Raw genomic sequence first — 12,770 nt, 5'->3', positions numbered from 1 at the left:
TCACCCCCCCAAGGTCTTTCTGATACTTTGGGCGATAGTTTGGGAGGCGGTTAAGTTTAAAAGACCTACTCTTTCTGCATTTTCTTTCATCCGGGAGTAGGCCTCTGGAGAAGAGAGAATTTCTTTAATCACCGCCGGTAACTCTTTTATTCTTTTCACCCAAATGCCCGCACCCACTTCTTCTAAGAAGTTGGCAAAACGTAATTCCTGAGCCGAACCCGCTTTGGGGGTGAGGACAATCATCGGTTTCCCTAAGGCTAAACATTCACTCATCGTTACCGAACCCGGTTTGGAGATCACCAGATCACTTGCCCACATCATCTCCGCCATATTAGAAACTTCGCCGTAGAGATAAGTTGGATTCTTAAAGTTAAATTGTGCTAAATGCCTTTTTGCCTTCTCATTCTTTCCGCAGACGATGAGAAGTTGGATGGGAATGGGTAAGGAGGAGATCTCTTTAATTATCTCCTCAAATTTAACCATCTCCCCCAAAAGGCCCGCGAGTAAAAGGATAGTCGGTAGGTCTTCAGGGAGAGAGAGGTTCCTCCTCACCTCCGAGATCGGTTTCTTCCGGATGGAGGCGAAATCGGGTCTCAGGGGGATTCCGGAAATCGTAACCTTTTCTTCACTTACCCCAAGAATTTTAGCCTCACTAAGGAGCCGGTCGTGAAATAGGTAGTAGTGGTTAATCTCTTTATTCACCCATAGACCATGGAGAGCCAAGTCAATTATTACGGTATGAAAAGGGCAACCAAACCAACCTTTGAAAAGAGAAGCGAGGACATTAATTTCTGGTTGGAGAGAGATGATCAGACTGGGCAAGCCACCTTTCCTAAGGAGTTTCCCTTTTACGCCATCCAAAGAAAAGAGGAGAGCGGAAAGCCATTGCCAGATACCGATGAAAAGGGGATTTCTCCTTTCTAGATTTTTATATCCCGCCCGCCAGAGGGAACGGAATTTTAAATCCCCGTAGCGGCTAATTTCGCTTATAAAGGAAGATAAAGGGGAGAAGGAGAGAAGGTTAAATACCTTCGCTACCAATTGATATTGTTCAAGGTTTTTAAAGGCAGAAGACAATGCCTCAGCGGGATAACGATGTCCTCCCTTTTGGGAGCAGTATAAAATCCAAACGATCTTCTCCATTCTAAGGGTTAAATCTCTTTTGGAAAATTCCAAAAAGGAGCATCTTCAAATCCTTAAAGCCTTCTCCAGCCTCTTATCTCTTCTGACAACCAGACCTTTTCCGAATCTTCTCTTTCTAATTCTAAGCCCCATTTCCCAAAAGTCTTCTCCCTGCGCAAGGATTCATACAGGTTAAAAATTAATCAAACTTTTTCTAATGTCAACATTCCGGTTGGGAATTTCATACCTTGACAAGGAATGAAAAATGGATAAATTCCCAACTATGGGTGGTAAAAGAATTTATCTCGCCTTTTGGTTTCTTCTTCTTCTATTTCTGGGTTTTCTTTTATTGAGGATTGGCAAGAAGATAAGAGAGCGGGAGAAGGTGTTAAAGGATTTAGAGAAGGAAACTATTTTTCTGCGGGTTGATACCCTAAGGTATGGTTTAAAAAAGAATGAGACGATTGATAATATTTTACAGAAAGTGAGTATCCTTTCCCAACAGGAGCGGGAATTAATCCGAAAGGGTTTAAGAGAAAGTGGATTGAACTTCTTCACCTTAAAGGAAGGGGAAACCCTTCTCTTTTACCAAAGAGACTCCCAAATCCTTTCGGTTGATTACCGGAAGGATTTTTTAAGAACCTTTCGGGTCTATCTCTCTCCCCTCCGGTCGGCGATGGTCTACAAGAAGCGGGAATCTCGTTTGGAGGTGGTAAGGGGCGCCGTCACCTCTTCTCTTTACGAGTCGGTTCTAAAAATTGGTGAGAAGCCAGAACTGGCGGTGAGGTTTGCTGAGATCTTAGAGTGGGATATTGATTTTTGGACGGAGGTCTCAACCGGTGATTCTTTTATTATCCTTACCGAAAAGGTCTATGGGGGCGACCAATTTTTTAGTTACGGCGATTTGTGGTTGGCAATTTTTAAGGGGCAGGTAGGGAATTACTTTGGCGTGAAATTTGGGGGTGAGTATTATGACCTAAAAGGGAGAGCCCTAAGAAGGGCGTTTCTCAAATCACCATTAAGGTTTTCTCACATCTCTTCCTATTTCTCCCGGGCGCGCCGCCACCCGATCTTAAAAATTATTCGACCCCACCGGGGGGTTGACTATTGCGCGCCCACCGGCACACCGGTCTCGGCTTTAGGAGATGGGGTGGTGACTTTTGCTGGTTGGTGCGGTGGCTACGGCCGATTGGTGGTTATTCGCCATCCCAATAGTTACATTACCAAATATGGACATCTCTTGCGCATTAAAAAAGGAATTAGGGTAGGAAGAAGGGTAAAGCAAGGAGAAGTGATCGGTTATGTGGGGAGTAGTGGTTTAGCCACGGGCCCCCATCTCCATTTTGAGGTTTTAAAAGATGGCTCTTGGGTTAACCCCTTAAAAATTGCCTCTCCCCCTTCTTCTCCGGTCCCACCGGAGTTAATGGCACAATTCCAAGCCCATACCGATTCCCTCTGTCAAATCCTCTCTTCTTTGGGCGAAACCACTAAAATTAAAAATTAATTCGGGCACTCCCGTTAAGGATTTGGTCAAGTTTCTCTATCGGGTCTTTTCTTATTTGGTATTGAAAAGAAAGGTTGAGGTTTTTCTTGGGATTAGAGTTTATCTCTATCCCTGCGCCGTAGGTCCAACCGATTGGTTCCGTGAGGAGTAAGTCGTAGGGAAGGTTATCCTCACTTTTCCGATGGGTGAGGTCAAAGGTGAGATTTACCCCAACTTTATCAAAGAGAGTAAGGGAGCGGGCGAGTCCCCATTCTCCCTTTATAATTTTGAAGGAATCGGAGGGAGAAAAATCCTGGATGAAAATTTCTCCTAAGGCAAAATTCAATTCTATATCTAAGGGGAAGCCAAAAAAGATGGCAACCTTTCCCTTTTTCTCTAATGACCGGCGGGTTAAAGTATTTCTTTCCTTTTCTTGCCGGTTTATCTCAACACCGGGTGCAACCCGCCAATTTTCTCCAAAGTCATTTTCTATGGTGAAGGAATTTTTATCAATGATTTCTCTTTCCCCTTCTAGGGTGAGATTCTGGTCGGAAAAGGAGTTATAATTTTTCCCCAAACGGAGATGGAGATGGGAAAGGGGATAGTAAGTGAGATTTAAGAGGTAATTCTCATTTTCGGAATGGGATTCGTTCGCTTCCGATACCGCTTCCGTACGGGTGAGATTGAGTTCCGCAGAGATCTTTTTGTGGGGTTGAAGAAAAAGGTAGGAGTTTAAGTTAAACTCTCGGGCCGGGATGATCTTCCCGGTCGGGATAAAGACCCGAATGTAATCTCCTTTCGGATGATAGAAGTAATTTCCGGTATTGGGGTCTTTCTTGTAATCTCCCCTGCCTTCTTCTACCTTGAGGTATTGGACTTCTTTTTCCTCTATTCCTTTGTGGAGAATCTTCCCCTCCCAATTGCCCTTCAGGAAGGAGAAATCGGGAAAGGAGATCTCCCCCTCGGCGAAAAATTGTCTTCTCTCCCCCCCAATTTGGAAATTCCTCATCCTTTCTTGCCCAAGGAGAAGGGAAAGATGTAAAAACTTGAAGGAAAAATTCCCTCCCCCTTTTAATCTCCTTTGCCTTTTTGCCAAGGTCCAGAAGTTTCCTTCTCGCTTTCGCCATTGGATTTCCTCCCAGCCGAAGTCCAGTTCGGTTTGGGGGAAGGTTAAGATAAGATTCGGTTCAGAAGTGGAAATGAGAGAGGTGTCGTATCTTTCGCTTTGGAAAGAGAAGGTTGGTTGAAGGAAGGAAATTTTTGGTCTTAGGGAGAAGTTAAATTTTTTCCTCTCAGCCAAATATTCTATTCCCCCCGCGAAGAAGAAGAGTTGAAAAGAGGAAGAAAACCTTCTTTTAAAGTTTTTTCCTTTTTCCGAGAGGCCTCCGGTCCAATCCCAGCGGAAAAAAGGAAAAGGGGAAAATTTACCAAAGAGTTGAGTTAACCCTTTTACCGAATCCCTCCTTACCCCCCAGGTGTAGAAGAAATCTTGGTTTTCCTCTTCTAAGAGGTGATAATTTTTTAGGTAGCCCTCCCTCTGGAGGGCAAGAGAGATTTTCTCCTTTTCCCATTGCGCCAAAATGTTATAACCCAGCCCCAAGTTATCCCCGTCATCTTCTTGGGAAAAGGTATTCCGGTCTTCCTTTAACCAGATTCCTTGAGCAGAGAGGTTAAAGGGAGAAGAAGGGAAAAGGGCAATGCCTAAAGAGGAAACAATTCTTTCTTGGGGGAGGGTAATTTTCTTTTTTGGTGTCCATTGGCCTAAACCCGGACCGAGATACCGATAGCCATTTATTTCGTTGTCATAGATATATTCTCCCTTACCCTCTCCAACAAAGAGGAAGGTCACCTCGTAATCACCAGAATCTTTTCCGCAATAGACGAAGACCCCGTTCTCCTTTTTGTAATCTCCCTTATTTTTCCCCACGTAGCGTTCCGAGGGGAGGAAGGCTTTGCTTGTATCGTCCCCAATCGTTGCTAAATACCTTCTCTCTTCAGGGCTTAAGGGGAAAAGGAGATTATTGGTTTTATCATCCTTTTCTAAGAGATTAGAGAAAAATCCTTTGAGATAGCCTCCAAAGAGATTCTTCTCACCATAAAGGGAGTAACCGTCCCTTTCGTAATCTTCGGCTTGGTATAAAAACCGCACCTCAACTCGGGATTGGGAATTAATCAAAACCCGATTGGTGAAGGTCAATTCTCCTGTGGCGTAATTAATTGTGTAGTCTTCTCTTTCGCCCCTTCTCTTTTTCTCACCGTTGAGATAAACCTCTTCACTTCCAGTGATCACGACCACCCTTTTCCCCTCGGCAGTTAAAAGGTAAGGTCCTTTTTTCCCATCTTCCCCTGAAAATTCAACCACCCCAAACTTATTCTTCGGTTTAAGATAGGCGAAGAAAAACTTACCCCCCTCGGGATTGCCCTCTAACTTTAACCCTTGTCCTTTTCTCCTCACCTGCCCGAAATTCCCAAAAGGGGAAAGGTGGAGAAGATCGCCAAAGGTAAACCGGTAAGGAAAGCGACTTATAGTTAAAGAAACTCCCTCCAGTTCCCTCAGTTCCAATGTCTGCTCCTCACCAAAGCGGGGAAGATTCTTATCTTGAAGGAAAAGTTCCAACTCAAAATCCCCTGCCTTCCCGCTAAGTTTGACATCGGTCGCCTGTTCTAAGGCAAAACCCTCATTGGAGTAGTTAAAGCCCAGCAACTTTGATCCCTGAAGGTGGATCTCCTCACCATCCCCGGAAAAAGAGGTGTCATTATCCTTAAACCGACTCACCTCTCCTTTCGCGGGATGAGGGATTGTCTCCTCTTCTTCTTTTAACTCGTAGCGGAGGTACTCCGGTTTTAGTCTTTTGAAGGGAAAGTAAAAATAGGAGACTTTAATTGGTACCCCTGGGGGTAAGGAGCAAGAGAGATAGACTTCGCCCTTCTTCAGGTCCAGGGAGTAAAGATCCTTCGGCAGAAGAGAATCGCCGATGAAGAGGGATAAGGAACCCGGTTCAATAAAATTATCTAAAAGCTTTAACTTTTTTACCGGCTGGGGAGTGGATTCTAAATAGTATTCCCTTCGGAGAAGTGGGGAAGAGGAGAGAAACAAAAAGAGGAGAAGGGTGAGAAAGATTTTTTGCCAACTCATCTTTTGACTTTTTTGATTTGGCTATCATCGGTGAGAAGGAAGAGGAAGTCACCCTGGGCAAAAAATGATTTGAGGGGATTAAAGTTGCCGACCAAAGAAATCTTCCCTTCCTTTTGTAATTTAAGGATTTTCCCTTTTGGGGAGAAGAGAAAAATTTCCCTCCCTTCCTGATAAGGGGAGAACCGGCAGTCAATCATTTCCGCTCCGGAGGCGAGCGGCTGGAAGTTACCCATTCGGTAAGATAGGATCTCTCCCTTCTTTTGGTTCAAGAGGTATAAATTATCGCCGAAGTAGGTAAGGGAGAGGAAGGAAGGGTTGATGGGAGAAGGGGAGAAATTTTGGAGGCGGAAAAATCGGTCAATTTTTTTCAACCACCTATCGTTCTTTATCCCTAAGACCACCTCCCCAAAGGGAGAGAGGGTAAAATCACTAATCTCTCCTTCAGAATAGATCTTCTTAAAAGAGCCACTCTTTCTTTCCAGGATGAAGAGATTTTGGGAATTGGTGATAAAAAGATAGGAGAAGTTGGCTAAGACCTTATTCGGATTGAAGATTCTTTGGGGGAGGGGAATTGTCTCCAAGGGGAGAAGGTTTGTGTCAACTTTTAATAGATATTCACCATCCGCCATCAGGAGAAGGACCTTTCCATCCCAATCTAAGGTAAAATTGGCAATCCCTTCCCTTTCCCCTCCTTGCCTCACCTCCAGACGAAAAAGGCAGGAGAAAAGGAAGAGGAGAACGAAGATTAAAAAGCGCAGGCTCAGGGAAGAGGTTTTTGGGTTCTCTTTTCTCATCTCGGGGTCATCATCCTTCTCAACCCCCGCAGTTTTCTCCGAGCGGATTCTAACATCTTCTGGTACTCGTCAATTTCTGGGATTCCTGTTGTCTCCCTTGGGGTTTCCCATCTTTTTAACTCTTTAATCTTTTTCCTCCTTCTTTCCCGCCTCTCCCCGGTTACCTCTTCCATTCTTTTTAAGACCTCGGTGGTCTTTTTTATCCTCGGTTCAAAATAGCGAAAGTAGAAAAAGATGAAAAGGAAGAGGATAATTCCGGCGAGGAGGAGTTGCCAAAGGCACCCGCGGCTCATAATTTAATTTTATAGCATCCTATCCCTTCGTCAACTCTTTTAACTCGGCTTTATCGCTCCTTCCGGGCAAACCTCCAGACAACAAAAACAGGCGATACAACTTCCCTTTTCGTATTTTAATTTTCTCCCCTCAATTCTTAAAGCCGCCTTTGGACAAATCTTCTCGCAGGCTCCACAGAGCCGACATTTTTCCTTAATGATACTCACTCTTTTGTAGCGGAAAGGGTGGTAGATTAATTTGACGATTAAACGCCAGGGGAGACTGTCTCCCAATTTTAAGGGGAGTCGGAATTTCTCAATTTCCGTAAAATCACCCTCTACTTCTATCGCCTTCGGATTAAAAAATCCCCTCCGCATCGCCCAGGAGAGAAAATTTATCCGGGCAGGGTCTCTTTTTACCATTCGGGCGAGTACCCAGTCACAGGCGTAGCCATCCCGCTGACAATTATCCGATTTAGGGAACGGAGATCACCATTAGAAGGTCCGAAACCCTCCATCGCCACAATTCCATCCAGAATGATTAAATCTGGTCTTCTTATCTCATAGATTAAAGTGAGGATCTGGGAAAAGGCGGTGGGGTTGGGGAATTGATAGTGAAGGTGCGGTTTCTCCTCACCCACTAAGATGCCGTACATATTCTTCACCGCTCCGGTTAAAAGGGTCAAGGGATGGGTTTTAAATTTGGGTAAAGAGATTAAAATGTCACAATTGAGGATTTCGGAAGAGACCGCCAAATCGCCCAATTCCTTAACCCTTACCTTCTGGGGATGGCGACTGATATCTAAGAAATGACCGAGACTCGCCTTCGCCAATCCGGTCTTTTCTCCGGCTTCCTTTTGGCTTCCTTCGCTCGTAAGGCTTGGGTTATCGCCCACCAGCAATTCGCCTCCTTGCTCCAAAATATATTCAGCAACGACTCTCACCAATTCGGGATGAGTGGTTACCCCTTCCTCAGGTTTCCGGGCGGAGAGCATATTCGGTTTTAAGAAGACCTTCTTATTCTTAAAATTAAAGGGGAAATCGCGAAAGATAACAGGGATCAATTCTTGGAGGTCTTGATAATTTGCCCGATAGATCTTTACCTTACTCATCGTCTACTGACAAAAAGGGAAAAAAGGGCAAAGGCAAAGAGATAAAGAGAGAAGAGGTAAAAACGTCTTTTTATTAAGACCCTCTTTAGGAGATAAAGGGCGAAGAGACCGCTCAGGAAAGATAAAAAGATCCCCAAAAGGATTAAAGGATGAAAAAGAAAGTCCTTTTGCCGCAGAATTTTTGATAATTCATAAAGATTGGCAAAAGTAACCGCGGGAATTGCCAAAAGGAAAGAGAATTGATAAGCACATTCTTCTTTAATCCCCAAAAGGAGAAGGATGGAGATTGTCGCTCCGGAACGGGAAATGCCGGGAAATACAGAGAGGAGTTGGAAGAATCCGCAAAGGAGAGCCGCCGGATAACTGATCTCTTCTTTTGTTCCTTGGCGAAAACGAGTGGCAAAGAGGAGAATGCCAGTGAGGAGGAGGAAGGTAGAAATCGCCTTGATTTGAGAGAAACTGGTCGCCACCCAGTTCCGAAAAGGGATGACCAAAAAGAGAAGAAGCGAAGCCAAAATTATCTTCAGAAAGAAGGGGGAGTCACGCCTCTTTATTTTTAGCAAAAGGTCTTTCCCGAAGAAGAGAATTAAGGCACCGAGGGTACCGAGGTGTAAAAATACAGTGTAACTCAAGCGCTTGTTTTCCGGAAAGGTAAAAATCTCTTCCAAAAGGGCGAGATGGGCTGAGGAGGAGACCGGTAGAAATTCCGTTAAACCCTGAACGAGGCCGGTGATTAGAAGAAAAAAGAGTTCTCTCATCTCAGATGCCAATTTTCATTAAGAGATGGATCCGGCCGGTGAGGAGATTTTGGCGGAAGGGGACGCCGTAAATTAATTCAAAATAGGTCTTCCGAAAAAGGAGTTCTAAGCCGAAACCGAAACTACCTCGCCATTCCGCACCACCCTCTTTCTCGCGCACGCCGAAATCAAAAAAGGGGTAAAAGAAACTATTTCCTAAGGGAAGTTTCCAATTCTGACGCAAAAGGAAAATCAGAGAAGAGGGGAGTTCTTCTTCCTTAAAACCCCGCAATCGTTCCCGCCCTCCAAGATAGGTCTTCTCCCTTTCTAAGAGGGTTTCCGCAAAAATCCCTTCCGCCCAGAAAGAGAAGTGGGGAAAGAATCTTTTCAAGTCAAAAATCATTTCTCCTTTTAATCTTAGCCCCCCTTTTATCCCTTTCGCAGTAGAATCTCTTCTCTCCCCGAAATAAGAATAGAAGGAGAAATATTGACCACTTCTCGGCAGGATTCCCTCGCGGGTCTCCCAAACCAACTCCTGGCCAAGATGGGTGAATCGGATATCATTTCTTTTCTTTTCCCGAACCCTTTCCGAGCCGAAGAGGAAGGAGAAGGTGAGAAAATCTTGGGGGGTGAAAAGGTTAAAACCTGCCTCCAGAGAACTCTTCACCTCTAAGGTATCGTAAGTTTTATTGGTGAAAGAGATTTTTAGCTGTCGGGTAAAAAGGAATAAGGGTTCGGCATAAAAGAAGTGATAACGGAGGGAGCGGGGGTATTTTTCCCATTCTAATTTTAACTTGCGCCGGGTATAGAAAAGGTTAGGAAGGGTAAGAGAGAAGAATCCTGCTGGTTCCTTCTCTTTTGGTAAATAAGTGAAAAATAGTCCCAATTCCTGCCGGATGGGCTCCTGTATATGAACTAATAGGGTGTAGCCATAACCCGGGGTGAGAATTTCCATCCCCTTAAACTCTATCGGACTATCCCGGTCTTGGGTCAATCTCCGCATCCGGCTCTTTATCTTCTTTTCGGAGAAGAGAAAAGGGAAAGGGAGGGAGAGCATCTTCTTTAAGACCGCCTCTTTGGTTAAATTCCCAGAGAATGAGAGACTATTAATTATCACCTCTTCCCCTTCCGTGATGGCTAAGTCATAAAAGATAGTATCTTCCTTCTGGAGAAAATTTTTCGGACTGATTTGGGCAAAAGGTCTTCCCTGATTGGCATAATATTCTAATAACCGATGGATATTCCCCTCTATCTCTTCTTCTTTTTTGACAACCAGTTTAATCGGGACGGGTAAACTTTCCGGTCGTCCCGACCATTTATACTTCATCCTTTTCCCTTCTTCAATCTCAAAAATGATCTCAAATTTCCCCCGCCGCTCTATCTTCTTAACTGAGACCTCAGTAGCCCAAAAACCATTCTCCTGATAGAAGGATAGGATATGCCTCCGGTCTAATTCCAAGAGGGAATCGGAAATCTCTCCTTTGCTTCGGGAAAATAGTTGGAGGTTAGCCACTTCCGGCAAATTCCGATTTCCTCTTATCTGGACCTTCTCTACCCAAAAACCACTTACATTCAAGAAAAGAAAAGTAAAAAGCGCCAAATTCCTTCCAATATTACTGGAAGAGATAAGGTTTCCAGTCTTCAGGAATTTCGGAAAGGGAATGTAAAAGGAAGGTAAAAGTGTTAGGTTTTTTGGGGCGGCGGATAAGTTTTAAGGGAAATTCCTTAGAGGTCTTAGCGCCCTTTTTGGTATTACATTCGGTGCAGGCGGTGACTAAGTTTTCCCAGGTATCCTCACCCCCTAAGGATTTGGGGATGATGTGGTCGGTAGTTAAGGCGACATTGGTCCGACCGCAATACTGACACTGGTAATTGTCACGGCGGAAGATATTTCTTTTGGTCAGCGGTATCTCCCGCCGGCGCACCCGAACATAATGGCAGAGGCGAAGGATGGAAGGTAAGGGCCAAGATGTAGAAACACCTTTCACCTTCATCCCTTCGTAAGATGATACCAATTCTGCCTTTTTTAGGTATAAGAGGCAAATCGCCTTCCTCGCCCCTGTGATGGTGATCGGTTCAAAATTCTGATTAAGCAAAAGAACCTTCTTCTGCCATTTACCATCAGTCATCTCTCTTCTCATTCAATCTTTTTCCCTTCAAACCACAACTCTTCCTTTATCTTGTCCATAAAGGTCTTACAGCGGCTCATCTCTATGGAAGCATATCTATAATAAAGACTCTTACTGGGCACCTTTTCGTATTGGGAATAGGCCGCCTTATAGAGGTAATACGCATCTTCCTTTCTCTTTGCTTTATAGGCACTCGCCGCCCTTGTTTTTAGGATATCACCGTAGACGACGAGCGCAATATCCAAATTGGGGTCAATTCTTAAAGCCGCCTTCACCTCCTCCTCCCCTTTGGCTAAATCACCAATCATTTGATAGAAATCGGCATTATGAACAAAGACCCGCGCATCATTTGGGGCTAACCGCTTCGCCTTAGCTAAATCCTCCTTTGCTTTATTAAAATTTCCCTTCCGGGCATAAACATCAGCCCGCCGTAAGGTGGCACTCAAATTGTCTGGTTCCTTTTCCAAAATGAAATTGAGTTGGGCTAAAGCACTATCGTATTCTTTTAAATTGAAGAGTATTTCGGCATACTTCTCTCTCAGTTCCACATATTCGGGAAATTTTTGGCAGCAGGGGCGAAACATCTCCCGTGCTTCTTTATACCGCTCCTCCCTTAGAAGGAAATCGCCGTAGAGGCGATAAATACCGAGATCGTCCGGAAAGAGGGAAAGCATTCTTTTATAAAGAGAGTCGGCTTTTCTCTTTTCCCCGGTCTCATTATAGATTTCGGCCAGCCCCAAATAAAGTTCGGAAAATGTGGAATCAAATTGGATCCCTGTAAGGTAGAGGCTTTCTGCGGCTTGGTATCTTTTGGCGGAGAGGTAAAGGTCGGCTAAAGCCTCATAACCTTTTACCTTCCTTTGGTCCAAGGAGAGTGCCCGTCGGAAATAACGTTCCGCTTCCCCAAAATCCCTTTTTATCTTATAGACATTACCGGCGGCGATGAATGCCTCATAAAATGTGGTATCAAGTTCAATTGCCGAAAGGAATTTTTCTAAGGCCTTATCGTATTCCCGTTGTTTGAAATACTCGGCACCCAGGGAATAATTCTGCTCCGCCAGACGCCTCTTCTCCTCACTCTCTTCTCTTGATGGTGGTTTTACTGTTTGCTGGGTGGGAGCACAGGTGAAAATAGATAATAGTCCAATTTTAAGAAATAAAGTCAAGAAGTCTCTTTCTCGCATCTTCTAATGGAGCCGACGGGATTCGAACCCGTGACCTTTTGACTGCCAGTCAAACGCGCTCCCAACTGCGCCACGGCCCCAAACTTCGCTTTTTATAGTTTAAGTAAATTCTAATAAAAGTCAATACTGCAAGTGTGAATAGTGACCATGACCACTCTAAGACCCAGTTTTGGGAATAATCCAAAGGGCTTTCAAAAAACTTTGGCAAAATCCTTTTCTTATCTCTTGGAGTTAATCCGTAAGGATTTTATAAATTCCTAAAAAATTATCTGATCAGATAACTTTTTATTAAGGGAAAAATTGGCTTAAGTTTTTCATTTTCAAAGACTTAGAGCCATTTGACTTAAAAGATAGGGGTCAGTTCCCCCTACGGCATCCCTGGGGGGTAGAAAAGGGCATTTTCTCCCCTAATTTCTCCCCTATTTTCCATAGGGTTTCTTTCCCCAATTTCTTCCCTGGTTTCTCTCATAGTTTCCTTCCCAATTCCTTCTCGGGAGAAAGGTTTCTTCAAATGGCTGTTTTAGAGGCTGCTCTCTTCTCTCCTTTCCTTTCCTGTTAAAGGTCTCTTTGATGGAGCCATTGGGTCGCCCAAAAGAGCGATGAATAAATTTTTAGTTAATTTTTAAGAAAGTTAGAATATATTTACCATAGTGCTGCTCTCGGATTTGAAAGAGGTGGTTATGAGACGGATTTTAACCTTATTCTTCATCATCTTAATTTTTGGGCTGGTATTGGTTAGTTGTAAGAAGAAGAATACTCCACCCGATAAACCTTTAACCCCTTCTGGTCCGACAAATGGTG

The 12,770-nt window shown here is 44.2% G+C and carries 11 protein-coding genes and 1 tRNA gene; 1 reads left to right on the top strand and 11 read right to left on the bottom strand.

The window, feature by feature from the left end; genetic code table 11:
• Complete coding sequence (locus ABIL00_01015; protein ID MEO0109346.1) at window positions 1–1,143, bottom strand: glycosyltransferase; 1,143 nt, start codon at window positions 1,141–1,143, stop codon at window positions 1–3.
• A 244-nt stretch (window positions 1,144–1,387) separates the two neighbouring features.
• Between ABIL00_01015 and ABIL00_01010 the strand changes: the two genes are divergently transcribed.
• The gene (locus ABIL00_01010; protein MEO0109345.1) at window positions 1,388–2,626 is read left to right on the top strand and encodes a M23 family metallopeptidase; all 1,239 of its coding nucleotides are present in this window, start codon (window positions 1,388–1,390) and stop codon (window positions 2,624–2,626) included.
• On the opposite strand, the gene ABIL00_01005 is transcribed toward ABIL00_01010, so the two are convergent.
• The 10 genes from ABIL00_01005 to ABIL00_00960 form a co-directional block, all read right to left on the bottom strand.
• Window positions 2,616–5,741, bottom strand: a complete 3,126-nt coding sequence (locus tag ABIL00_01005; protein ID MEO0109344.1) for a hypothetical protein — start codon at window positions 5,739–5,741, stop codon at window positions 2,616–2,618. The genes ABIL00_01010 and ABIL00_01005 overlap by 11 nt on opposite strands.
• On the bottom strand, window positions 5,738–6,535 hold the full coding sequence (locus tag ABIL00_01000) for a hypothetical protein (GenBank protein ID MEO0109343.1): 798 nt from the start codon (window positions 6,533–6,535) through the stop codon (window positions 5,738–5,740). The genes ABIL00_01005 and ABIL00_01000 overlap by 4 nt, the downstream gene beginning before the upstream one ends.
• A complete protein-coding gene (locus ABIL00_00995) occupies window positions 6,532–6,828 on the bottom strand; it encodes a hypothetical protein (protein ID MEO0109342.1) in 297 nt (98 codons plus the stop codon). Before ABIL00_00995 ends, ABIL00_01000 begins: the two co-directional genes overlap by 4 nt.
• Window positions 6,829–6,867: 39 nt before the next feature.
• Window positions 6,868–7,230, bottom strand: coding sequence for a 4Fe-4S binding protein (locus ABIL00_00990; protein MEO0109341.1), 363 nt, complete (start codon window positions 7,228–7,230; stop codon window positions 6,868–6,870).
• Window positions 7,224–7,919, bottom strand: a complete 696-nt coding sequence (locus ABIL00_00985; GenBank protein ID MEO0109340.1) for a DUF362 domain-containing protein — start codon at window positions 7,917–7,919, stop codon at window positions 7,224–7,226. Before ABIL00_00985 ends, ABIL00_00990 begins: the two co-directional genes overlap by 7 nt.
• Window positions 7,916–8,677 (bottom strand): undecaprenyl-diphosphate phosphatase, encoded by a 762-nt coding sequence (locus tag ABIL00_00980; GenBank protein MEO0109339.1) that lies wholly within the window; start codon window positions 8,675–8,677, stop codon window positions 7,916–7,918. The genes ABIL00_00985 and ABIL00_00980 overlap by 4 nt, the downstream gene beginning before the upstream one ends.
• A gap of 1 nt (window position 8,678) precedes the next feature.
• Window positions 8,679–10,232 (bottom strand): hypothetical protein, encoded by a 1,554-nt coding sequence (locus ABIL00_00975; protein MEO0109338.1) that lies wholly within the window; start codon window positions 10,230–10,232, stop codon window positions 8,679–8,681.
• A gap of 37 nt (window positions 10,233–10,269) precedes the next feature.
• Window positions 10,270–10,797 (bottom strand): HNH endonuclease, encoded by a 528-nt coding sequence (locus ABIL00_00970; GenBank protein MEO0109337.1) that lies wholly within the window; start codon window positions 10,795–10,797, stop codon window positions 10,270–10,272.
• On the bottom strand, window positions 10,794–11,969 hold the full coding sequence (locus tag ABIL00_00965; protein MEO0109336.1) for a tetratricopeptide repeat protein: 1,176 nt from the start codon (window positions 11,967–11,969) through the stop codon (window positions 10,794–10,796). The genes ABIL00_00970 and ABIL00_00965 overlap by 4 nt, the downstream gene beginning before the upstream one ends.
• Before the next feature lie 7 nt (window positions 11,970–11,976).
• A tRNA-Ala gene (locus tag ABIL00_00960) sits at window positions 11,977–12,049 on the bottom strand.
• Between the last annotated feature and the right edge of the window lie 721 nt (window positions 12,050–12,770).

The sequence above is a fragment of the candidate division WOR-3 bacterium genome, assembly GCA_039801905.1.
In the GTDB taxonomy this organism is placed as follows: Bacteria; Hydrothermota; Tepidihabitantia; order Tepidihabitantales; family JBDRVQ01; genus JBDRVQ01.
This window is presented reverse-complemented; position numbering and strand designations above follow the sequence as displayed.